The organism is Myxococcus eversor, assembly GCF_010894455.1.
Classification (GTDB): Bacteria; Myxococcota; Myxococcia; order Myxococcales; family Myxococcaceae; genus Myxococcus; species Myxococcus eversor.
In genome coordinates, this window is sequence record NZ_JAAIXY010000021.1 from 1 (window position 1) to 23,384 (window position 23,384).

At 67.7% G+C, this 23,384-nt stretch carries 16 protein-coding genes; 14 read left to right on the forward strand and 2 right to left on the reverse strand.

Going from position 1 to position 23,384, the window contains the following annotated elements:
* The coding region (locus G4D83_RS34230; RefSeq protein ID WP_205522789.1) for a hypothetical protein at positions 1-1,254 on the reverse strand (1,254 nt) is incomplete at its 3' end.
* A gap of 66 nt (positions 1,255-1,320) precedes the next feature.
* Positions 1,321-1,764: a hypothetical protein gene (locus G4D83_RS34235; protein WP_163869091.1), complete on the reverse strand. Its 444-nt coding sequence runs from the start codon at positions 1,762-1,764 to the stop codon at positions 1,321-1,323.
* Positions 1,765-2,070: 306 nt separating this feature from the next.
* On the opposite strand from G4D83_RS34235, the gene G4D83_RS34240 reads away from it, so the two are divergent.
* From G4D83_RS34240 to G4D83_RS34305, 14 genes are all read left to right on the forward strand, one after another.
* Positions 2,071-2,955: an RNA polymerase factor sigma-32 gene (locus tag G4D83_RS34240; protein ID WP_163869092.1), complete on the forward strand. Its 885-nt coding sequence runs from the start codon at positions 2,071-2,073 to the stop codon at positions 2,953-2,955.
* A 622-nt stretch (positions 2,956-3,577) separates the two neighbouring features.
* Positions 3,578-4,180: a Pvc16 family protein gene (locus tag G4D83_RS34245; RefSeq protein WP_163869093.1), complete on the forward strand. Its 603-nt coding sequence runs from the start codon at positions 3,578-3,580 to the stop codon at positions 4,178-4,180.
* Positions 4,177-5,625: a hypothetical protein gene (locus G4D83_RS34250; protein ID WP_163869094.1), complete on the forward strand. Its 1,449-nt coding sequence runs from the start codon at positions 4,177-4,179 to the stop codon at positions 5,623-5,625. The genes G4D83_RS34245 and G4D83_RS34250 overlap by 4 nt, the downstream gene beginning before the upstream one ends.
* 37 nt (positions 5,626-5,662) lie before the next feature.
* Positions 5,663-7,216, forward strand: coding sequence for a phage tail sheath family protein (locus G4D83_RS34255; RefSeq protein ID WP_163869095.1), 1,554 nt, complete (start codon positions 5,663-5,665; stop codon positions 7,214-7,216).
* A 91-nt stretch (positions 7,217-7,307) separates the two neighbouring features.
* The gene (locus tag G4D83_RS34260) at positions 7,308-7,727 is read left to right on the forward strand and encodes a phage tail protein (RefSeq protein ID WP_240356920.1); all 420 of its coding nucleotides are present in this window, start codon (positions 7,308-7,310) and stop codon (positions 7,725-7,727) included.
* 14 nt (positions 7,728-7,741) lie between these two features.
* A complete protein-coding gene (locus tag G4D83_RS34265; RefSeq protein WP_163869097.1) occupies positions 7,742-8,272 on the forward strand; it encodes a phage tail protein in 531 nt (176 codons plus the stop codon).
* Between the two features lie 10 nt (positions 8,273-8,282).
* A complete protein-coding gene (locus G4D83_RS34270; protein ID WP_163869098.1) occupies positions 8,283-8,474 on the forward strand; it encodes a DUF5908 family protein in 192 nt (63 codons plus the stop codon).
* 2 nt (positions 8,475-8,476) lie between these two features.
* Positions 8,477-9,178 carry a CIS tube protein gene (locus G4D83_RS34275; RefSeq protein WP_163869099.1) on the forward strand — a complete coding sequence of 234 codons (702 nt, stop codon included), beginning with the start codon at positions 8,477-8,479 and terminating at the stop codon, positions 9,176-9,178.
* Positions 9,175-10,974, forward strand: coding sequence for a type VI secretion system tip protein VgrG (gene vgrG, locus G4D83_RS34280; protein WP_163869100.1), 1,800 nt, complete (start codon positions 9,175-9,177; stop codon positions 10,972-10,974). Before G4D83_RS34275 ends, vgrG begins: the two co-directional genes overlap by 4 nt.
* Before the next feature lie 25 nt (positions 10,975-10,999).
* Positions 11,000-11,302, forward strand: a complete 303-nt coding sequence (locus G4D83_RS34285) for a PAAR domain-containing protein (RefSeq protein ID WP_163869101.1) — start codon at positions 11,000-11,002, stop codon at positions 11,300-11,302.
* A 6-nt stretch (positions 11,303-11,308) separates the two neighbouring features.
* Entirely contained in the window at positions 11,309-11,734 is a 426-nt protein-coding gene (locus G4D83_RS34290) for a GPW/gp25 family protein (RefSeq protein ID WP_163869102.1), read from the forward strand.
* Positions 11,735-11,737: 3 nt separating this feature from the next.
* Entirely contained in the window at positions 11,738-15,466 is a 3,729-nt protein-coding gene (locus G4D83_RS34295) for a baseplate J/gp47 family protein (protein WP_163869103.1), read from the forward strand.
* Between the two features lie 26 nt (positions 15,467-15,492).
* Positions 15,493-17,943, forward strand: a complete 2,451-nt coding sequence (locus G4D83_RS34300) for a hypothetical protein (protein ID WP_163869104.1) — start codon at positions 15,493-15,495, stop codon at positions 17,941-17,943.
* Positions 17,940-23,384: a contractile injection system tape measure protein gene (locus G4D83_RS34305; RefSeq protein ID WP_163869105.1), complete on the forward strand. Its 5,445-nt coding sequence runs from the start codon at positions 17,940-17,942 to the stop codon at positions 23,382-23,384. The genes G4D83_RS34300 and G4D83_RS34305 overlap by 4 nt, the downstream gene beginning before the upstream one ends.

Here is a 23,384-nt window from a genome sequence, read left to right on the forward strand (position 1 = left end):
TCCCCCGAGCAACGCCAGGAAGACCCCCGCGCCCATCACCGCGCGCCGATTGCCCCCCTCTCCCAGACAGTGCTTCCACCCCAGCCCCGCCGCCACCGCGAGCCCCAGGCTGACCAGCGGCACCAGCTTCTCCGGATAGCGAAACGGCCGCCACAGCGGGAACACCTGATACACCCATCCATAGACAGGCAGCGCATCCCCCAGGCTCAGCGCGAGCAACAACAACCACGCCCCCGCCAGCACCCACGCACGAGGACGCCGCGCGGAGGCGATGAGCCCGCCCAATGCCAGCACACAGGCCGGTGTCCCGACATAGATGGAGTCCACCCAGACGCGACCAAATCCTCCCGACGGAACCAGGTGACGCACGACAATCTCCGGGATGCCGCGCAGCCCCTCCTTGTCCGCCAGGTACGGCCCCACCAGCAGCTCCCACAGGCGCAGCGGATGGAGCGAGAAGCGCTGCGCCTCCGCCGCCGAGCGAGCCCCGGGCTCACCCGAGAGCACCAGCCCCACCGCCGGAGACAACTGCGGCGCGGCCAGAAGGCCCCCCGTCACCACCAACACCCCGCAGACACCCAGCCGCCGTCGCCACGCGCCCACCCCAGGGTCCACGGCGGCCACGAGCACGACCAGCGCGTTCGTCATCGCGAAGCCCTGCGCATCCCCCGCGAAGGCCACCAGCGCCAGCAGCCCCGCGCCCACCCCCAGCCGCCCCACCGACGGCGCGCGCAGGAAGCGGACCGCCCCCCAGAGCGCGGCGGGCACCGTACTCGCCGCGAGCAGATAGGTCGGATTGTTGGTGATGCAGACCAGGTAGCCGCTGAAGGTGAAGCAGAGGGCCGCGAAGAAGGCCCCGGCGCGAGGCACGTCGTACTGCCGCAGCAGCGCCCAGGTGCCGAGCAACGCCACGGGGTAGCAAGCGAGGATGGTGGCCTTCACCGCCACGCCGAGCGGCAGCAACAGGTGCAGCAGCGTCGTGGGGTGGAACGCGCCCGAGATGAAGATGCCCAGGAAGGACTGTCCGAAGCCATCGAAGGCGAACCACTCCGGCAAATCGAACACGGCCACCCGCGCGGCCCAGAAGGCCCGCATCGGATAGAAGGCGCGCAGCGTGTCACCGGCGATGAAGACGTCGCTCCAGAAGAACGCCCGGAAGAAGAACCCCACCGGCAGCAGCACCATCAGCGCGGGCAGCACCCAGGCCCGCCGCGTCCTCGGGTCGTCCACCACCTGCTTCGATTCGTCCGCCATCTCTTCAGCGTTCTTCGCATGCCGAGCGGGCTGACGGGTAGCCCGGACGGGGCACATCCCACGCAATCAGTGCGGCGGCGGTGGCGGGGAGTCCTCGTCCGCGGAGACCCGCTGCTCCACCTGTCTCCTCACCAGCCGCTTCGTCGCGACCTCCTCCTCCTCCGTCCGCTGCCGCCGCTTCACCAGCCCCTGGCTCTCATCCACGAACCAGAAGATGACCCGGTAGAAGGCGGCGATGACGGTGACGAGCAGCGCCGACAACAGCCACCGCAGCACCAGGCCCGGCCAGCCGCCCACCACCACGTCGATGGGATACGTCCCCGTGAGCGGCACCAACACGAAGGCCACGTAGTGCGACAGGCAGTAGGGACACGACACCAGGTAGCCCCACCACGTGTCCTTCCCGCCCAGCCGCTCACGCAGCGACGCGAAGATGCGCTCGCGGGCGATGGTCTGCGACACCCCCATCACCACCGCCGACACCGCGAAGAGCTGGAACAGGGTCCCCATTCCACCAAGGTGGCGATGACGCGCCCGGGCCGCGGACACGCGTCGCACAACCGCCACCTTGCTCGCCTGGATGCCTCCTCCGCTCCCACCCTTCCCCACTGTCAGCCGGGAAACAGTCGGAAGAGTCTTCGGATCACCCCCCTGTAAAAACGAAAGGGTCCTGCCCTTAAGCACCCTGACCCGGTGATGCAAACCCTCGCATTCACTGGGAAATGGTCCGCAAGTGCCGTGGCACATGCATTGCGAAGGACCCGTCCCGTGCCGCCGATGCGCGGCTCCCACCGGCCCCCTTCCCCGAGAGACGCCATGCAGGAAACCTCCCACTTCTCCTCCCCGGATTCCCTCTCCACGTACCTCTCGGAAATCAACAAGTACCCCCTGCTGACCCAGCCGCAGGAGCAGGAGCTGTCGCGCCGCTTCCGCAAGGGCGACCTGATGGCGGGCCACCAGCTCGTCACCGCCAACCTGCGCTTCGTGGTGAAGGTGTCCTACGAGTACCGCTCGTACGGCCTGAAGATGTCGGACCTCATCCAGGAGGCGAACATCGGCCTGATGAAGGCCGTGCAGAAGTTCGACCCGGACAAGGGCATCCGCCTCATCTCCTACGCGGTGTGGTGGATTCGCGCGTACATCCAGAACTGCATCCTGCGCAACTGGAGCCTGGTGAAGCTGGGCACGACGCAGGCGCAGCGCCGGCTGTTCTTCAGCCTGGCGCGCACCCGCCGCGAGTTGGAGCGCATGGGCGCCGGTGACGCGAGCATCGTCAACGCGGAGGAGATTGCCCGCAAGCTGAACGTGAAGGCCTCCGAGGTGCGCGAGATGGAGCAGCGCATGGGCGGCCGGGACTTGTCGCTCGACGCGCCCGTCGGCGAGGACGGCGACGCCACCCACCTGGACTTCGTGGAGTCCTCCGCAGCGTCCCACGAGGACGAGGTGGCCGACCGCCAGCAGGCGGGCCTCACCCGGGACCTGGTGCAGCGCGCCCTGCGCCGCCTGGACCCGCGCGAGCGCTTCATCATCGAGAACCGGGTGATGGGTGACGCGGAGATGACGCTCAGCGAGCTGGGTGAGCACTTCGGCTTCTCCCGCGAGCGCGCCCGTCAGCTCGAGATTCGCGCCAAGGACAAGCTCAAGGCGGAGCTGGCCCTGCTGATGGCCGACGCGGGCCTGGACGCCGCCTCGCTCTCCTGACCGCTCTTCACACCGACTTCCTCACCGGAAGTCGCTGACCTGCACCGAGTCCGCCTTTCGAAAGAAGGGCGGACTCATTCGTTTCCAGGTCCTACGTCCCCGGCCGGCCGCCCCCGGGTCCACCCGACCTCCCCCGTCGAAATCGCGCCCGAGGCCGAAAATCCGGCCCGCGCGGCGTCGCGGCGATTCCTCCCGTCGACGCGGGGCCTCCCCACCCAGGCCCGCTGTCCGGGACGCCCACCCCCACGAACCCTCCAGGTGAGCCCCGCGATTCTCCGTCCACCCGCCCAAGCCCCTCGGGGGCAGGACGTCCGACGTGCGGAAGTCGCCGCGCGCCCCACCGCCTGAATCCACCCTCCGGTGAGCCTTCAAATACAGACGCGCGGGGTTTCAAAAGACATCCTCCCCGCCAAGTCAGACAAGTCCACCCCCATTGACACACTTGTTTTCCCTGTTACTGTCTGACCATCACACGAATCAAACCTTCGCGTGAATCACTCAGCGGCTGTGGCGAACGGTCGGCGGTTCCATCTTCGCTCGCAAAACCCCGGCGGCCCTCCGGGTCTCACCATCCACACCAATCACAGACACGCCCGGCGGGCGTGCTCGGCGGAGTCTTGTCTTGGGCAAGCTGGGAGGCACATTGGAGCTGGTCCGCAGGCGTCTGGATGAGTTCATCCGGAACGCGGAGGCGGCGCCCCGGCAGGAGCCCTGGGTGGTGCTCTCCAACCTGACGGACAATCAAGGCAGTCCCGCGGCCCCCGCGCGCGACGCGGTGGTGATGTTCCTGGCGAACATCCGGCACGAGACCATCGTCAGCACGTACAACCGCAACGTCCCCGTGTCCGCCGACACGTACGGCATCGTCGCGCCGCCGCTCTACATCGACCTCTTCGTCCTGCTGTACGCCAACTTCGAGGACCAGGCGTACCCCGTGGGGCTGGAGGCCATCTCCCACGTCATCAGCTTCTTCCAGCAGACGCCGTGGTTCACCCAGCAGAGCCTGCCGGGGTTGGACCCGGACATCGACAAGCTCACCTTCGAGTTCGTCGACCTGGACCTGCTGGGCCTCAACCACCTGATGGGGCTCGCGGGTGTGAAGTACCTGCCGTCCGTCTTCTACAAGGTCCGGATGATTCCCTACCGGGGCGAGGCCCAGCAGGCCCAGGTGCCCGCGGCCAAGGGCGTCGAGGCGCCCGGCCAGCCCGAGGCGGTCCTGCCATGAGCCGCTTCCGACGCGCCAACGAGCGGGCCCTGCGCGGCCCCCTGAGGCCCGGGGAGCTCGCGCGGCGCCACATCCCCAAGGGCCTGGCAGCGCCAGAGCCGCTCGAGGACGTCACGCTGCCGCGTCGCTACACCTTCGAGCGGCTCTTGAGCGTGGACCTGCGGCACACCTACTTCAATCGCTCCGAGGGCCGCTGCCCGGCCCTGGTCTGCCGGCCCACGTCCGCCACGGCGGCGCTGCTCAGGGACCTGGGCCTCATCTTCCGCGACGAGGGCACCTCCTTCACCGTCCTCTACGACTACAACCGCCGCGCGCAGCTGCTCAAGGCGATGGAGCGCCGCGAGAAGTTGGGCCAGTGGACGTGGCTGTCCTTCGTGCTCGTCCCGGACACGCCCTACTTCGTCAACTTCACGGACCTGCCCAGCGACTTCCAGCCCACGGAGGTCAACCTCTACTTCAACAACCTCCAGGCCCACTTCGCCGGCGAGCAGCCCTCCCCCGAGGACCAGGAGCTCCACTGCGCGGGCACCGCGTCGCTCCCCGTCCTCATCAACCCGGGCGAGCAGGTCACGGAGGCCAGCCGGCAGCGCGTGGTGCAGGTGCAGGTGCAGGTGCCGCTCCTGCCGGGGGCGGACGAGGTCGTCCTGCTGGACCTCTCCGGCGCCGAGGTCCTGTGCAGGCCCTGCAGCATTCCGGTGGCCCTGCTCCAGAAGCAGTCCCCCTCGCGAATCACCTGCGAGGAGGTGCGCGCGACGCGAGGGCTCAAGGGCCCCGAGCAGCGCGTGGGCGACTTCCTCTACCTGGACCTCTCCGCCCTGCCCGAGGGCATCTACACCGTGCGCCAGCTCGACGCCGCCGGCGCGACGCTGCACCAGGGCACCATCCTCTACACCCAGGCGTACCCGACGCCGCTGGCCTTCCTGGACCTGGTGCTGTCCAAGCCGAGCCCCGGCGACGTGGGCCTGTATCCCTTGTGTGACTTGTCCCTGGGCGCGGAGAAGACGCGCATCGTCCCGCTGCGGGCGGAGCTGCGCTTCGAGCGACGGAGCACCCGCTGGTGCTACTACGTCGTGCCGCCCCGGGGCGTCCGCTACGACGTGCTGCGGCTGCTCGACGTGAGCTCGCCCCAGCCCGTCACCTTCTCCGGCCCGGTGCCCGTCACCGTCGCCGGAGCGGGTGACGCCTATCTCTTCGTCGCGGACCAGGAGCTGCCGCTCCAGGAGGTCCCCGACCAGCTCTTCGAGCTCACGGGGAGCCGGGCCGAGGGCGTCTTCGAGAGCACGCTGATGTCCAACGTGCCGGTGGCCTCGCCCGCGATGGTGCTGCCCCGCGTGGGCCCCCCTCCCGGTGTCCCGCGCGCCACCCGTCCCTCGGGCCAGCGCCGAGCGCCCCAGCCCTCGCCACTCGAGCAGCGGGACTACTCGGACATCTACCTGAACCTCTGAACCCCGAAGCCCACCCACGCAGCGAAGAGAGGACCCGATGTCCATCAGGCAAGCCCGTAAAACCCCCGGCGTCTATGTCACCGAGCTGGACGCCTTCCCGCCTTCCGTCGTCGGCATCCAGACGGCGGTGCCCGCCTTCATCGGCTACACCCAGACGGCGACGCTCAGCGGAAAGCCCATCCCCAACAAGCCCATCCGCATCGGCTCGCTGGCGGACTACGAGCAGATTTTCGGCGGGGCGCCGGACCCGACGTTCGACCTCACCGAGGTCACCGACACCGCCAAGCAGAAGTCGGGCGACTACGACTTCAAGGTGTATGACAGCGGCGCGACGCCCGGCTGGAAGTACTACGACCTCATCCCCGCGGTGAGCACCAAGTACGTCCTCTTCAACAGCCTGCGCCTGTTCTACGCCAACGGCGGCGGCAGCGCGTACATCGTCTCCGTCGGCGACTACACGAGCGCGCTGGACCCGGCCACGCTCGTCGGCGGCCTGGCGGTCATCGCCGAGCAGGTGGGCCCCACCATGCTCGTGGTGCCGGACGCGGTGAACCTGACGGCGCTGGCGGACTACGGGACGGTCGCCACCGCGATGCTGGCCCAGTGCGGCGCGCTTCAGGACCGCGTGGCCGTGCTGGACGTGTATGGCTCCGCCACCGTCACCCAGGCCACCCTGTCCACCGTCATCTCCGACTACCGGGGCGTGCTGGGCAGCAAGTTCCTCAACTACGGGATGACCTACTTCCCCTTCCTGCACACCACGGTGCAGGAGGTGAGCGACTTCGACTACACCAACATCAAGACGGAGGCGACGCTCAAGTCCATCCTGCTGCTGGAGAGCGCCAACCTCTACGCCAACGCCGCCGCGCGCAAGACGGCCGTGGACGCGGACATCGCCAAGATTGGCACCGTCACGACGCCCGAGGACATCCTCGCGCTGAACCAGAACCTCACCGCCGCGCTGCCGCTCCTCACGGACATGCTGCGCATCATCACCAGCAAGGACGACGTGCTGCCGTCCAGCGGCGCCATGGCGGGCATCTACACCTGGAACGATGCCAACCGGGGCGTGTGGAACGCGCCGGCCAACGTCAGCCTCACCGGCGTCACCAGCACCACGTTCAAGCTCAACAACGAGCAGCAGGCGGACCTCAACGTCCCGGTGGACGGCAAGGCCGTCAACGCCGTGCGCGAGTTCGTGGGCCGGGGCTCCGTCGTCTGGGGCGCGCGCACGCTGGACGGCAACAGCAATGACTGGCGCTACATCCAGGTGCGCCGCACCCTCACCTACGCCGAGCAGTCCATCAAGGCCGCGTTGGACCGCTTCGTCTTCGCCGCCAACGACGGCAACACCTGGGCGTCGGTCACCTCCATGGTGTCCAGCTTCCTGCAGGGCCTGTGGTCCCAGGGAGGCCTGCTGGGCGCCACCGCGTCGGATGCGTTCAGCGTGGAGTGTGGCCTGGGCAGCACCATGACGGCGCAGGACGTGCTGGAGGGCTACATGGTCGTCCAGGTCACCCTGCAGATGATCCGCCCGGCGGAGTTCATCGAGCTGACCTTCAAGCAGAAGATGGAAGGCGCCAGCGCGTAGCGCCCGCCCGGACTTCGACGACTGATTCCACCCTTCACGAGTTCAACGAGGAGCCGCCATGGCAGGAGAAGTCCAAAACGATATCTGGCCGTTGCCGAAATTCTATTTCTCCGTCCAGTTGGGGGACGACACGTCCGTCAGCTTCCAGGAAGTAGATGGCCTGGAGACGGAGACGCAGGTCATCGAGTACCGGCACGGCAACAACCCCAGCTTCTTTCCCATCAAGATGCCGGGCCTGGGCAAGGTCGGCAACGTGAAGCTGCGCAAGGGCATCTTCATCAACGATGCCCGCTTCTGGGATTGGTACAACGAAATCAAGATGAACACGATTACCCGGCGGACGGTCATCATCAGTCTGCTGGATGAGAAGGGCGCGCCGAAGATGACGTGGACCCTGAACAACGCGTGGCCCACGAAGCTCTCCGGCACGGACCTCAAGTCGGAAGGCAACGAGGTCGCCGTGGAGTCGCTCGAGGTCGCCTTCGAGACGCTCGTCGTCGCCGCGCCGTAATCACAGCCATCGCCATGTCCGAACCCTACTACCCGCCCGGCGCGTTCTACTTCAGCGTCTCCGTCCTCGGCTCCGCGACCCTGCTCGCGGCGGCGAGCGATTTGGACGCCTCGTTCCAGGAGATTTCGGGCATCGAGGCCCGCTGGGACACGGAGGACGTCACGGAAGGGGGCGAGAATCGCTTCACGCACAAGCTGCCCAAGGCCGCCAAGTACTCCAACCTGGTGCTCAAGCGGGGCGTGGTGACGCGGGACTCGTTCCTGGCGGAGTGGTTCGGACAGAGCGTGGGTTCGGGGCTGTCATTGCCGCTGTTGCCACAGAACATCCTCGTGCTGCTGCTCAACGAGGATGGCCTTCCACTGGTGGCGTGGGGCTTCATCAACGCCTGGCCGCTGCGCTGGGAGGTGTCCCCGATGAGCTCCACGGAGAACCGCATCCTCACGGAGTCGCTGGAGCTGTCCTACAACTACTTCGAGCGCGTGAATCTGGGCAGCCCGGCCTCTGTGGCCATCAAGCTGGCCCAGCTCACGTCCCGGCTGATGTGAGGCGCGCGCCATGCCCCTGGAAGTCAACGAGGTCGGCATCCAGATGAGCGTGCGGGGCGGCTCCGGCGAGGCGATTCCGGAGACGCCCAGCACGCCCGTGGGCGACTGCGGCTGCGACGACGAGAAGCAGGCGCACCAGAAGGTGGTGGAGGACTGCGTGCGCCGCGTCCTCCAAATCTTGAAGGCGCGACAGGAGCGGTAGCGATGGGGTTCTCCGGCAGCCTCGAGAAGATGAACGTCATCGCCTACCAGAAGTCCGACTTCACGTCGGAGGTCGGCCGCTACACCGTGTACATCAACCCGGCGTCGTACTCGCACACGTACTGCGTCAAGTACAATGACAACCAGACGCAGGGCAGCCCCGGAGGTTCACCGGACTTCAACCGGATTCCCGCGGACACGGTGGAGCTGGAGCTGGTGTTCGACGGCACCGGCGTGGTGCCCAGTCCACTGCCGGGGCTGATGCCTTTCACCGACGACGGCATCGCCGAGCAGGTGGCGAAGTTCAAGAAGCTGGTCTTCACCTACAACGGGAACATCCACAGCCCCAATTATCTCAAGATGTCGTGGGGCACCTTCCTGTTCAAGTGCAAGCTGTCCAAGCTGAGCATGACGTACACGCTGTTCAAGCCGGATGGCACGCCGCTGCGCGCGCGGGCCAAGGGGACGTTCCTTGGCTACAACGACGAGGTGGAGCTGGCGCTCCAGGCGAGGATGAGCTCGCCGGACCTGACGCACGTGCGCACGGTGCAGGCGGGAGACACGCTGCCGCTGATGTGCTTCCGCATCTACGGCACCAGCGCGCTGTATCTCGAGGTGGCACGGGTCAACGGGCTGTCCGACTTCCGGCGGCTCACCGTGGGCTCGAAGCTGCTGTTTCCTCCGCTGAAGGAGACCCAGGCATGACCCCGCCCTTTCCGGAGAAGAACGAAGGGGCGCTGGCGACGTTCACGATTGAGTCGAACGGCACCGTCATCCCCAAGACGTACCAGGTCATCAGCGTGGACACGTGGCTGGGCGTCAACAAGCTGCCGCGCGCGAAGCTGGTGTTGTTCGACGGCAGCGCGTCCACGGGCCTGTTCCCCATCAGCAGCAAGGACACCTTCATCCCCGGGGCCAAGGTGCTCATCTCCGCCGGCTACGACGGGGAGAACACGCGCATCTTCCAGGGCATCGTCTGTCGGCAGGGGCTCGAAATCGACCAGTCCTCCGGCTCCAAGCTGGTGGTGGAGCTGACCGACGAGGCGATGAAGATGACGCTGGAGCGCAAGAGCGGCTTCTTCGAGAAGGTGAAGGACAGCGCGCTCATCAAGACGCTGCTGACGCGCAACGGGCTGTCCGGCGACGTCACCGCCACGACGGCCGTGCACGACGAAATCGTCCAGTACTACGCCACCGACTGGGACTTGATGGTGACGCGGGCGCAGCTCAACGGCCTGGTCGTCATGGCGGACGGCGGCGAGGTGACGGTGGCGGAGCCCAAGACGTCGCAGACGCCCGTGCTGAACCTCACCTATGGCCGCTCCATCCTGGACCTCCAGGTGGAGATGGACGCCACCACCCAGTTCGACGCGTCCGCCATCAAGGGCTACACCTGGGACGCGGGCGCGCAGAAGCTCATCGAGTCCGGCCCGCGAAGCGTCTCCGTGAAGGAGCAGGGCAACGTCACCTCCGCCCAACTGGCGCAGGTGTTCGGCGCGAAGAAGTTCGCGCTCCAGACGGGCGCGGAGTTGCAACCCGCGGACCTCCAGGACTGGGCCTCCGCGGAGCTGCTGATGTCGAAGCTCGCGAAGATTCGCGGCTCGGTGCGCTTCCACGGCAGCGCGCTGGCGCAGGTGGGGAAGATGCTGGAGTTGGGGGGCGTGGGGCCGCGCTTCAACGGCGCCGCCTTCATCAGCGCCGTGCACCACCACATCGAGGACGGGCGTTGGATGACGTCGGCGGACTTCGGCCTGTCGCCGCGCTGGTTCACCGCGGAGAACCCGGACATCGCGGCGCCGGACGCGGCCGGACAGCTTCCGCCAATAAAAGGACTGCAGACGGGCGTGGTCAAGCAGGTGGCCAAGGACCCCGGCGGCGAGCTGCGCGTGCTGGTGGGGCTGCCGCTGCTCCAGGAGCCGAGCAAGGGCGTGTGGGCGCGGCTGGGGACGTTCTACGCGTCCAGCGGCGTGGGCGCGCTGTTCTACCCGGAGGTCGGCGACGAGGTGGTGGTGGGCTTCATGAACGAGGACCCGCGCCACGCGGTCATCCTCGGCTCCGTGTACAGCAAGCAGCGCGCGCCGGCGTATCCCCCGGACGAGAAGAACACGCGCAAGGCCGTCGTCACGCGGTCCAAGCTGGAGCTGTCGTTCGATGACGAGAAGAAGGTCATCGTCATCAAGACGCCCGGCAATCACATCGTGAAGCTGGACGACACGTCCGGCGCCATCTCCATTCAAGACAGCAACGGCAACACCGTGTCCCTGTCCAAGGGCGGCATCGCCCTGGACAGTGCCAAGGACGTGAAAATCACCGCCAAGGGAAACGTGGCGGTGAAGGCCGGCGCCAACCTGACGCTGGAAGCCACGGGCAATGTCTCCGTGAGCGGCAAGCAGGTGGCGAACAAGGCGTCCGTGAGCTTCTCCGCCAGCGGCAATACCCAGACCGAGGTGAAGTCCGGTGGAATCCTCACCGTCCGCGGCTCGCTGGTGAAAATCAACTGAGCGCTGTCCCCGAAAGGTGCGCCCCATGCCTCCCGCCGCCCGCGTCACGGACTTCCATCAGTGCCCGATGACAACCCCCGTGGGCCCCGTGCAGGTGCCTCACGTCGGAGGCCCCATCGCCGGCCCCGGCGCTCCCACGGTGCTGATTGGCGGGCTGCCGGCCGCCAAGGTCGGCGACGTGGCCATCTGCGTGGGGCCACCGGACGCGGTGATGAAGGGCTCCACGACGGTGAAGGTGATGGGACTTCCCGCCGCGCGGCTCGGGGACAAGACGGCCCACGGCGGCACCATCCTCGTGGGGTTTCCCACGGTGATGATTGGAGGGTGAGCCACCATGGAGAACCAGCCCCCCTCCTTCCTCGGTACCGGGTGGAGCTTTCCACCCACCTTCTCCCGGCGCACCGGCGGCCTGCTCATGGTCAGCGATGACCAGGACATCCGCGAGAGCCTCTGGGTGCTCTTGTCCACCTCGCTGGGCGAGCGGATGATGCTCCCCAACTATGGCTGCGAGCTGCGGCAGATGGTCTTCCGCAGCATCAACACCACGCTGACGCGGCAGATCCAGGACTACGTCCAGCAGGCCATCCTCTACTGGGAGCCGCGCATCGCCGTGGACGCGGTGACGGTGCAGCGGGATGCGTCGGTGGATGGGATGCTGTCCATCACCATCTCGTACATCGTCACGCAGACGAACACGCGCAGCAACCTCGTCTACCCCTTCTATCTCCAGGAGGGCAGCATCCCGGTGCAGGGGCCCTAGCCCATGGCCCCGCGCGATACGAAGGTCGCCATCAACGATGCGCCCAGCCAACTGGGACGCTGGCTGCGCGCCCTGGAAGCGGGCCATGCGCCGGTGGACGGGCGCACGCGCTCGGAGCTGCTCGACTTCGCGCCCCGCTTCGGCGCGCTCATCTACTTCTACGACTTGAAGAACACGCGGGACGGAGACTGGGCGGAGTTCTTCCTCGCGGACCCGGTGATGGTGCTCGCCTCCATCGACGCGCTGGACGCGAGCGCGGTGGAGGACCGCTTCCTCGTCACCCTGCGCGAAGTGGACGCGGCCCGCGCCTTCGAGCGCTCCTTCTCCACGCTCTCGGACGCGTTCCAGCTCGTCCTCGGCCTGGCCCGTCGCTTCGACCTCTGGTTGAGGGGCACGGGCCTGGGCGCGCAGGGCGAGCTGTCCCGGTTGCTCGGCCAGGGCCTGGTCAGCGCCGTGGAGGGGCCGCTGTCCGTGGCGCTGCGCGCGCTGGTGAGCGCGGCGAAGGGCGCGGGGCTGCCCCAGGCGCTCGGGCGAGCGGTGCGGCTGGACACGGAGGGCATGCTGCCCATCTGGGGGCTGGAGGACCTGCCCGCGGACGGCGCCAGCTACAAGGGCGCCTCCAAGGAAGCGCGGGCGCGCGCGGCGGCGGCGAGACTGGAGCCGCTGCTCGACCCGTTCCTCGATGCGCTGTCGCGGCTCCAGGGCCTCACGGCGACGCTGCTGCCCACGGCGCTGGCGACGGGAAACCACCCGCCGCACCTGGCGCTGTACATGTCCTTCGTGCAGCTCTTCCGCACCGCGCAGGACACCGTCAACACGGTGTCGGGCCGATACGCCGGCTTCTATCACCGCGACGTGCTGCGCCTTCAACACCGCGCCGCGCTCCCCGACAGCACGTACCTCACCTTCACCCTCGCCGAGGACGAGGAGGTGCGCGAGGCACTCGTCCCTCGGGGCACGCTGTTCCCCGCGGGCAAGCGGCCGGATGGGCAGGACATCCTCTTCGCCTCGGACACGTCGGTGGGCGTCACGCCGGCCACGGTGGCCCGGCGCCTGGCGCTGCGCGTGCTGAGCGGGCCCCTGCTGCCGTTGGCCTCTCCGCTAGGGGACGAGGAGGACGCGCTCACCGTCGTCCAGCAGGTGCTCTCCTCGGAGATGCCGCTGGAGCCGGAGCAGACCGACGCGGAGTCGTCCTCCGACGAGCGGCTTCCCGGCTGGGCGACGTTCGGCGCCGTGCGCACGGGCATGACGCCCACCACCGTCACCGTGCCCGCGACGCTCGGCTTCGCGCTCGCGTCTCGCTACCTGCTGCTGACGGGTGGCACTCGCGAGGTGACGCTGGAGGTTCCACTCGCGCCGGCCTCCGCGAAGCGCCTGGGCACGCTGCTGACGGCGCTCGCCTCGGCGACAGGGCTGGATGAGCGGAGCGTGCTCCGCCAGGTGCTGCAAGAGTCCTTCACACTCCAGGTCTCCACCGCGGACGGCTGGCTGACGGTGGAGAATTACGAGCCCGTCCTCCCGCCTCTACCCCCTCGGGGCGAGGTCGAGCCGCGACTGAGTGGCTTCGGGCTCTGGTTCAAGCTGACGCCCTCCGCGCCCTCCGTGGTGCCCAATGGCACCGGCCCCACTCCGGACCTGCCCACGCTCCGGGCCTTCCTGAAGTCCGAGCCCGTCCTGCTGCAGGGCGACGTCGAAGTCCATCCCGTGTCGCTGTTGGACGCGGTGGACTTCTCCACGCTGGAGCTGCGTGTACAGGTGTCCGACCTGTCCGGCGTGAGCGTGGAGAACACGCAGGGCGAGGTGGACCCGAACGTGCCCTGGCCCCTGTTCGGCTCGGAGCCCGTCGTCGGCTCCTACGTGCGAATCCGGCACACGGAGCTGTTCGTCAAACAGCCCGACACCCTGCGTCTCTCGCTGGACTGGTTCAACCTGCCCTCCAACAAGGATGGGTTTCACGGTTACTACCGTGACTATGTGGTGGGACCGGACGGCAAGCCCACGGCCGACCTCTTCGACAACCAGAGCTTCCTCGCGGACCTGCGCGTACTCCAGCCGGGCTCCTGGATGTTGCAGCCGCTGATGTCGCCGCTCTCCCCGGTGACGCCGCTGGAGGACGCGGAGGACTGGGACACCGTGCGCGGCTATCTCTTCCGCACGAAGGACGACTGCGCCAATCCCACGCCCACGGTGAGGGGCGAGCTGTGCAAGGACACGGTGTTGGAGCAGTTCGACATCAGCCCCAGCACGCCGCCCGACTACTACGACCCCGCCACCAGCGCGCTGGAGCTGCGGCTGGCCGCGCCGTCGTATGCCTTCGGTGACTCGCTCTACACCCTCAACGTCTTGAACGCGGTGCTGGCCGAGCTGCCGGACCCGCTCGACCAGAGTCCCCTGAGCCCGGTGGAGCCCAAGGACCTCAAGTACCCCAATCCTCCGTGGCTGCCCCAGCTCCAGAAGCTGAGCCTCCACTACTCGGCGCGCTGCACGCTGGAGGACATGCGCTTCTTCCACCTGCTGCCCTTCGAGGGCTTCAAGCAGGTGACGCCCGAGGCGAAGCGCCCCCTGTCGCTGCTGCCGCGGTTCAAGGCGCCGGCCAATCTGTTCCTCGGCTTCACGGGGCTGAACACAGCGCAGACGCTCACGCTGCTGTTCCAGTTGAGCGGCACCTTCCTGGGAGAGGGTGCGCCGCCCGTCGTGCGGTGGGACCTGCTCACGGCGGCGGGGTGGAGCGCGCTCGCGCCTTCGCAGGTCCTCTTCGATACGACGGGAGGCTTCCAGGGCACGGGCATCCTCGCGTTGAGTCTTCCGGCCTTCAGCTCCGAGGGGAGCACGCTGATGCCCTCCGGAGGTGAGGAGTCGGAGCTTCAGTGGGTGCGCGCCTCGGTGGCGGACGACGCGGAGGCGTTTCCCCGGACGCTCGACGTCATCCCGCATGCGTTGCTCTCCACGCGGCAGGAGCCCGGCGTGGACGTGGAGACGCCCGTTCCGGCCGGGAGCATCACCCTCTCCGTTCAGGAGCTGCCCGACATCGGCGGAATCTCCCAGCCGATGCCGTCCTTCGGCGGACGTCCTCCGGAGACGCCTCGCACCTTCGAGGCCCGCGCGTCCGAGCGACTGCGTCACAAGGAGCGCGCCATCCTCGCGTGGGACTACGAGCGCCTGGTGCTGGAGCGCTTCCCCTCCATCTGGAAGGTGAAGGCCCTGCCGGCCCACGCGCCACTCCAGTCCGGCGTGCCTGGCGCGGTGCTCGTCGTTGTCGTTCCCGGAAGGGATGGGACGACGTCGGCGGACGCCACGGTGCCGCAAGTCACGTCGGACATGCTGGAGCGCATCCAGGGCTATCTCCAGGAGCGCGCCAGTCCTTTCGCCCGGATTCGCGTCGTCAATCCCATCTACGTGCGCGTCACGGTGAAGGCCCTGGTGGACTTCCGCGTGGGTGAGGACGTCGGCGCGAGCATCGACCAGTTGGACCGCGAGCTCGTGGAGTACCTGTCGCCCTGGTACCAAGACGCGTCGCGCGCCACGCGGCAGGGACAGTACGCGTCCGAGGCGGACATCTCCGACTTCATCCAGACGCGGCCCTATGTCCAGGCGCTGCTGTCGCTGGAGCTCGGGCACACGCCGCCGCCCGAGGCGCTGGAGTCCGACTGGTACTTCCTCACCTCCGCCACGCGGCATGAGCTGCAAGCCGCCGGTGCGCCCGCCGCCGAGCCCCTGGCGGAAGGCTACTGAGCCCCTTCGTCTTCGTGGAGCCCCCCATGGCAGAGCCCGTCACCGTCACCGCCGAGCCGCCCGCGAACGTGGGCCTGAACTACGGGGCCCTCAAGGAAGAGGGCACCGCGCTCATCCAGCAGCTCTCCGGAAACATCTGGACGGACTACAACGAGACCGACCCGGGCGTCACCACGCTGGAGCAGCTCTGCTACGCGCTCACGGAGCTGTCCTACCGGGCCTCGTTTCCCCTCGCGGACCTGCTGCTGGACCCGGTGACGGGCCTCATCGACCCGGCGCGACAGGGCCTCTTCCCCGCGCGCGACATCCTCCCGTGCAACCCGGTGACGGAGCGCGACTACCGCAAGCTCCTCATCGACCGCGTGCCCACCGTCGGCAACGTCTGGCTCACGCCCGTCACGTCCGGTGAGGTGCAGGGACTCTATGACCTGGGCATCTACGCACCGGGCCAGCACGACTGCGCCACCGACGAGCGCTCCCCCGAGGCCATCATCGACGCCGTCCGCCGCGTCTACCACCGGCACCGCGGGCTGTGCGAGGACCTGCGGGACATCACCGTGTTGGAGAACGTGGAGGCCATCGTCTCCGCCGACGCGAGCATCGACGAGAGCCGCACACCCGAGCTCATCCTCGCCGGGCTGTTCTTCGACATCGGGAACTTCCTCGCGCCGGAGCCTCGCCGTGAGTCGCTGAAGTCCCTGCTCGACGAGGGCCGCACGACGGACGAAATCTTCGAGGGACCGCTGCTCCAGAACGGCTTCATCGCCGACGCGGAGCTTCAACCCAAGGCGACCTCCATCTCCCTCCAGGACCTCACGCGGGTGATGGTCCAGACGCCGGGCGTCACCAGCGTCCGCAACGTGAGCCTCCGCGCGAACGACGCGGTGGCGGTGGGACCGGACGGCTCGCTTCCCGTCGCGTTGAATCAGGTGCTCGTCCTGGACACGGCGACGGACGCGAAGCGGGGCGGATTCACCATCCGCCTGTTCCGCAATGGCGTCGAGGTGAAGCCCCAGCCCGCGCGCGTGCGACGGGAGCTGGAGCGCCTGTGGGCCGAGCAGCGCCGCACGTATCCCCTGGCGCCGCAGTACGACGAGTACCTCGCCATGCCCCGAGGTCAGCGCCAGGACTTCCGAAGCTACACCTCCATCCAGACGCAGTACCCGATGGTCTACGGCATCGGCTCGGCGGGGCTTCCCGAAGCAGCGCCCCTCGCACGCCAGGGACAGGCGCGGCAGCTCAAGGGCTACCTGCTCGTCTTCGAGCAGCTCCTCGCGGACTTCTTCGCTCAGCTCTCGCGCGTCCGGGACTTGTTCTCCGGCGATTCGGAGCTGCGCCGCACGTACTTCTCGCAGTCGCTCGCCGACTCCGTCCCCGACGTGGAGGCGCTGCTCAAGCGGGAGGCTCCTGGCGAGGACTCGTCGGGCTATGAGCGCGGCTTGAGGGAGCTGGTCGCCAGCCAGGACCCCGTCACCGAGCGCCGCAACCGGTTCCTCGATGTCCTGCTCGCGCTGTGCGCGGAGGGACTCGAGGACGACGCGGTGGCGGACGTCGCCTGGGAGGGGAGTCCGCAGGCGCTGCAGTCAGAGCGATTGATGGAGGCGAAGCTCGCGCTGCTCCATCACCTGGTCCAGAGCACGCACGGACGCGGACGCGGCTTCGACTACCTGGAGCGACCGGGCCCCGGGAATGTCGCGGGCATGGCCATCAAGAGCCGCATCCAGCTTGGGATGCACGAGGCGGATGCACGGCCGCTCATCGACACCCTGGACGAGCACGGACTCGACCTCTCGGACTCGGGTGAGCCCGCGCCAGAGGGACGCGCGCTGGCTCGGCATGTGGACACCATCGAGGAGCGCTTCTCGAGCGTCGCGTCCCTGCCCGCTCCGGAGAGTCCGTCCGCCTCCCCGTTGAGAGCACAGGCGGTGAGCGGTGCCTTCCTTGGGGCCGCGGGCGCATTGGAGAACTTCCGCGTGGGGACGTTGCCGGGCGAGTCCTCCGTGGCGCTGGTGTGCAAGGCGCCTTCCGAGAAAGGGTGGCATCTGGCGGGGAAGTTCCCGGACACCGGCAGCGCCGTGGCCCGCGCGCATGCGCTGGTCGACCAGGTGGCCACGCTCAACCGGCAGCGCTCGCAGCTCTACATCGTGGAGCACCTGCTGCTGCGGTCCGCGCGTCGCGACGGCGAGGATGCGTTTCCCTACAGCTTCACGGTGACGGCGGTCATCTCCACGGCGACGCGGCAGTGGAGTGACTCGGAGTTCCAGACCTTCGCTCGCGAGGTCATCCGGAGCAACGCGCCCGCGCTCGTGGTGGCGGACTGCTTGTTCCTCGGCCCTTCGCGCATGGCTCGCTTCGAGCGGCTCTATTGGGCCTGGAGGAACGCGCTTCGCCAGGAGGAGGGGCTGGCCACGGCATCGGCTCGACTGCGGGACTTCCTGGAGGCCGCGACGCGCGAGTCCGAGGTGGCTCCCGCATGACGGGCTCGCGGCACCACATCCGGAAGCAGACGCTCCACGTGGAGCTGGAGTCCGAGGCCCAGGCGCTGGAGCTTCAACCTCGACTGAGCGACTTCAACCGGCGACGCCTGCTGGCCATCATCGAGCAGGTGTTCGACGCGGTGGATATTCCGGGCCTGCACCTGCGCATCGACCGGCTGGATGTGGACCTGGGGACGGTGCCTCTCGACAATTTCGAGCAGGTGGTGGAAGAGCGGCTCACCGCCCGGCTGCGCGAGGTCGTGGAGCAGGCGGTGCATGCCCGACGTGTGGCGCCGCCCTCTGGGGAGCAGCCTCGGACCGAGGCGGAGGTGCGGCTGGAGTTGTTCGAGCACTACCTGCTGCACGGCACGCTGCCGTACTGGGCACCCGGTGGCGCGGGGTTCTCCTTCGGAGCCCTCTTCGCGCAGGTGGCCATGAGCGACCCCCAGGCCCTGGTTCGACTGGTCGGCACGCATGCCTCGATGGGAGACGTGCTGGACCGGCTGGTACTCCAGTTGGACCAGCGCTCCTTGGAGCGGCTCATCACGCTCCTGGAGCCGAAGCACGCGGCGCTCCTCATCGACTACATCGTCAGTCTCCAGGCGCTCCATCGGGTCAAACCCGTCGTGCCGCTGAGCGACCGCGGACTGTCGCGCCTGCTCTGGTCGCTGACGCTGACGTATCTGGTGAAGGAGGCGGGTTCACAGTTCAATCGCAAGAGCGCGCTGAAGCAGCTCCTGGAAGGCGTCGCCGAGAGTCAGGGTCTGGAGTATCCGGAGCTGCTCACCACGCTGGGCATCGGCTTGGAGCAGGTGCGCAAACGGCACCCGGTGCTGGCCTCGCTGTCCTTCGTCATCGGGGAGCTGGTGCGGGAGCTTCCTCCTCCTGTTCCGGAAGCCGCGGACGTGGAGGAGTACGACGCGGAGGAGCTGACGGTGCCGGAGACGGCATCGGCTCGCTATGAGCTGACGGAGGCGCTTCGCTACTACCTTCAGCATGGCGTGTTGCCGTGGGGCACGCTCGTGCGCATGCCGGAGCTGACGGCGGAGCGCCTCGTGGCGACGTTGCCGGAGCTGCCCCGTTCACTTCAGCGACGGGCGCTTGCGTGGGAGCACCCTGGCGGGTCTCTGACGCGATTGGTTCGCGCAGTGCGGAGGATTCCGGAGGAGACACTGGCGAAGCTGCTCGTGCGGCTGATGCCTCCTTCTGGCGATGAAGGCAGTCCGCTGCGCTCGGCGCTGCCGGTGTTCGTGGCTCGGGCGGAGGACAAGCCGCTGTTCTTCGCTCGGTTGATTTCCGCGCTCCTGGATGGGCGGCCGGTGGACCTGGAGGAGCTGGCGGCGCCTCGTGCGGGGGCGTTCGCGGAGGCTCGGAGCTCTCCTGAGGCGGAGCTGTCCCGGTGGGAGGCCCATGCGCTCAAGTCGGCGCTGGTGAGTCGGCTCCGATTCGGAGAGCAGTCGGGGCCTACCGTGGCGGCGCTGCTGGCGGCGCTGCTGGTTTCATTTCCGGAGGACACTCGACACTTCCTTCTCGCGCTGCGCGACGTGGAGGTGTTGAGGACCGCGCTGGTCGAGCAGAGCGAGCCGGAGCTGATTGAGCGGGCAATGGACCTGCTGCGTCCCCGTGAGGCGGGCACGCTGAATGCGCTGGTGCGGGCGCTGAACACTTTGCCGGAGCGGCTCCTTCCACGCGGCAGGGAGGGGGCTCGACAAGAGGTGTTTCACGAGTTGTTGCTGCTGGGGGAGACGGCTCCGCTGGCACAGGGCGCGTTCAGTCGGTTGTTGAAGCGACTGTTCGGTTCGGTGATTCCGGGTGAGGTTCATGGGGTCCTGCTTCGGACCGTCATGGTTTGGGAGGCGGCGGGACAGTTGCCGGCGAAGCAGGTTGAGGCGTTCCGCGGTGCGCTGGCAGATGTGGACCCTGCTCACGCTTCAACCGTGAGTCATCGGCCTTCACGGGGGAATGAAGAAGCAGAGATGTTCGCGCCATCGGTCTCCTCCGTGGATGCAGTCCTGACTGAGGCGGCATCCGTCGGACTCCGGTCAACAGCGACGGAGGAGGAGGAGCACATTCCTCCTCGGCACGTGGACGCGGTGGATTCGGAGATTACCGCGCGCGACCAGTCGCGACGCACGCACGGGATAGATGGGGAGCAACTGCCATCTCGGAGCGTGGACATGGCGGTTCCGCAATCCGCCGCGAGCCTCCAGACTTCTCGCACCTACGAAATAGAGGCGGAGCAGCCGGCTCCTCGGCTCGTGGACACGATGGCTTCGCCATCCAACCTGGGCATCGAGACTTCGCCCACGCACGAAGTCGATGCGGAACTCGTGGATGCGGGCACCTCACCATCCAGCGTGAAGAGGGACCCTGCACGCGCGCAGGAAGAAGAGGCGGAGGGCTTTCATCCTAGGCAAGTGGATACCGAGGTCGACTCACCATCCATTGGCCTCATGCCTCCGCGCATTCAGGCAGCGAATGAGGTGCGAGACTCCGCACGACAGGTTGTGCCCTCAATCGGGGACCTCAATCCATCACTCGCGCTCGAAGCAGCTCCTTCGTCGGTGACGCCATCATCGGGACTGGTCGAGTCATCACCTGCGAGTCGCGAGTCTGCTCTCGCGCACGAGGCAAGAGAGGGAGTCACCCCGTCGGAGCGGACGAATACGGCGCTTGTCGATCCGACACTCGTACGTCCCGGACAAGCGCGTGCGCTTGAAACAGACGCGGCACTGGCTTCCAAGGCGACAGAGGCGGCGAATCGAAACGAGTTCCATCCCACCAGCCTCGGAGCTTCTCCAGCGCCCGGCGCGAGTGCGGAACCCACCTCTCTGGCGAAGCACGGGTCCCCTACCGAGCCATTCTCCGCGAGCCTCTGGCACTCACTTTCGCCGGCGGTTGAAGAAGGCTCAGGTCATCCGAAGCAGTCCGGCGCAGACCAGGTCGAACGGCGACCCTCAACGGACTTCGGGAGTTCACGTTCGCCGGAAGCGAATGCCTCTTCCGCTTATCTGGAGCGGTCCAACGCTGCTCCAGCGGAACAGCCGCACTCCATGGACCTCAGGAGTTCACGCTCGCCAGAGGTGGATGCGCCTTCCACTCATCAGGAGTGGCCCGACGCTGTTCCAGTCGAACAATCGCCATCGACGAGCCTCGGGCATTCACGTTCGCCGGAGGTGAACTCTTCTTCCGCTCATTCGGAGCGACCCAACGCTGCCCTTACCGAACAGCAAGCCTCCACGGGCCTGGGGCATTCACAACAGCCCGAGGTGGACGAAGTCGTTCATCCGAGAAATGCCAACGCTGTTCTGGGCGCGCGGTCCCCCTCCACGCGCCCCGGGCTTTCACTCCCACCAGAGGTGCACGAAGCCTCCAGTCATCTGAAGCCGCCTGACATTGTCCAGGCCGAACAGCCTCCCTCGGCAATCCTCGAGCGTTCACGTTCGCCAGAAGTGGCCGATTCGTCCGCTCATGCAGGGCAGCCTGACACTGCCGAGGTCGAACAGTCGCCCTCCGCAAGCCTCAGGCATTCACGTTCGTCAGAAGTGACCGATGCGTCCACGCATCCAGGGCAGCCTGACACTGCCCAGGCCGAACAGCCGCCCTCCGCGAGCCTTGGGTATTCACGTTCGCCAGACGCGGCTGAAGCGTCCACTCATCCGACACAACCTGACGCTGCCCAGGTCGAACAGCCGTCCTCCGTGAGCCTTGGACGTTCACGTTCGACAGAAGCGACCGCCGCGACCGCTCATCCGATTCAGCCTGACGCTACCCAGTCCGAACAGTCAGGAGAGAGCCTCGGGCGTTCACGTTCGCCAGGACTGGCCGAAGCCTCCATTCATCAGAGGCATTCCGACACTGCACCCGCCGAACAATCGCCATCCACGAGTCCCGAGCATTCACGCGGAGCCATTTCGCACGCAGTAAACACTCCGACGGAAGCAGCCCATCCAGAACTCCAAGGCGACAGGCCCGCGCGCACCTCTTCCCGCGAGGACTCACTCCTTCAGCAACCGCCAACTTCCTCAGCGCCGCACCCTCCTGGCTCCATCGCGGAGGCACCGCGTCCTCCTGTGGCCTCGCACGACCACCGCGCCCTTGCGCACGAGTCGCCACCAACAGCCACTACGGCGTCCCTCGCCTCCCCGCCTCCTCGCGACGCCTCGACCCATCCAGGCAACGAGCTATCGCCAGAGCCGAGCTCCGACGAAACACCCGCCGCCGCCCAGTCCGCGAATCTCGCGGGACACGAAGCACGCGAGGCCCTCTTCTCGTTCCTGCTCGCGGAGAGCGCGGACCGTTACGCCGGCCTGTCAGACGATGCTTTGCTCCGCCTGCTCCAGTCCCTCCTGGATGAATCACCGGAAGTGCTCCGCGGCTTCGTCCGTCGCCATGCCCACCGCAAGCGGCTCCAGGAACACTGGGCCCGGAGCCTTCCGGACTCCGTGCTCGCGCGCTTCAGCGCCGTGCTCGCGCCCCACGTCCACGCAGCGCTCCTCTCCGCCACTGAAGTGCTCGCCGCCGCGTGGCAGGAGGTCGCTCCTCCTGGAACTCCCGCGCTCACGGAGCGGTCCGCCTTCTGGCGCTTCGTCCTGGAGCTGCTCGGCGAACGTCCTGGCGGAAGCCTCACGCTGGAACAACTCGTGTCCGCCTTCTTCGAACACTTCTCCGCGCGCCTCCACACCGCCCAGCCCGGCCACCGAGACTCGCGCAGCACCGCCGAGCGACTCCTCGAGCGCGCCATCGAACTCGCCCGACACGAAGCCGTCCCGCGCCTCGGCGCCCTGCTCCTTCAACGACGCGCGGCCCTCGTCACCGCGTGGACCACCACCACCCGCCCCGACTCGCGCCGCTCCAGCACCCCGCGCTCCCGCCCCTCGAAGAACCCCGGTCGGACCGCCTTCCGACTCGGCGAGGAGAAGCACGGCGGCACGCCCATCTACATCGACAACGCGGGCCTCGTCCTCGCCAGCCCCTTCCTCCCCCACCTCTTCCGGGAGCTCGGCCTGTCGCGCGTCGACGACACGGGAAAAACCCACCTGGACCCCGAGCCCGCCACGCGCGCGGTGCACCTGCTCCAGTACCTCGTCGACGGCCGCACCTCCGCGCCCGAGCCGCTGCTCGTCCTCAACAAAATCCTCTGCGGCCTCTCCGTCCCCACCCCCGTCCCCAGCGGCATCGACCTGACCGAGCGCGAGCAGTCCCTCTGCGACCGACTCCTCAAGGCCCTCATCGCCAACTGGACCATCATCGCCAACACCTCCGTCGCCGGCCTGCGAGAGACCTTCCTCCAACGCGAAGGCCGACTGGAGCAGCTCGACGACCGCTGGAAGCTCCAGGTGCAACGCAAGACGCTCGACGTGCTCGTCGACCAGGTCCCCTGGAGCATCTCCATCCTCACCCATCCGTGGATGCCTCAGCCCCTCTATGTCTCCTGGTAG

Coding starts and splice junctions, on each gene's coding strand:
- G4D83_RS34235 (WP_163869091.1), bottom strand. CDS start 1,764: ATGGGGACCCTGTTCCAGCTCTTCGCGGTGTCGGCGGTGGTGATGGGG.
- G4D83_RS34240 (WP_163869092.1), top strand. CDS start 2,071: ATGCAGGAAACCTCCCACTTCTCCTCCCCGGATTCCCTCTCCACGTAC.
- G4D83_RS34250 (WP_163869094.1), top strand. CDS start 4,177: ATGAGCCGCTTCCGACGCGCCAACGAGCGGGCCCTGCGCGGCCCCCTG.
- G4D83_RS34255 (WP_163869095.1), top strand. CDS start 5,663: ATGTCCATCAGGCAAGCCCGTAAAACCCCCGGCGTCTATGTCACCGAG.
- G4D83_RS34265 (WP_163869097.1), top strand. CDS start 7,742: ATGTCCGAACCCTACTACCCGCCCGGCGCGTTCTACTTCAGCGTCTCC.
- G4D83_RS34270 (WP_163869098.1), top strand. CDS start 8,283: ATGCCCCTGGAAGTCAACGAGGTCGGCATCCAGATGAGCGTGCGGGGC.
- G4D83_RS34275 (WP_163869099.1), top strand. CDS start 8,477: ATGGGGTTCTCCGGCAGCCTCGAGAAGATGAACGTCATCGCCTACCAG.
- vgrG (WP_163869100.1), top strand. CDS start 9,175: ATGACCCCGCCCTTTCCGGAGAAGAACGAAGGGGCGCTGGCGACGTTC.
- G4D83_RS34285 (WP_163869101.1), top strand. CDS start 11,000: ATGCCTCCCGCCGCCCGCGTCACGGACTTCCATCAGTGCCCGATGACA.
- G4D83_RS34290 (WP_163869102.1), top strand. CDS start 11,309: ATGGAGAACCAGCCCCCCTCCTTCCTCGGTACCGGGTGGAGCTTTCCA.
- G4D83_RS34295 (WP_163869103.1), top strand. CDS start 11,738: ATGGCCCCGCGCGATACGAAGGTCGCCATCAACGATGCGCCCAGCCAA.
- G4D83_RS34300 (WP_163869104.1), top strand. CDS start 15,493: ATGGCAGAGCCCGTCACCGTCACCGCCGAGCCGCCCGCGAACGTGGGC.
- G4D83_RS34305 (WP_163869105.1), top strand. CDS start 17,940: ATGACGGGCTCGCGGCACCACATCCGGAAGCAGACGCTCCACGTGGAG.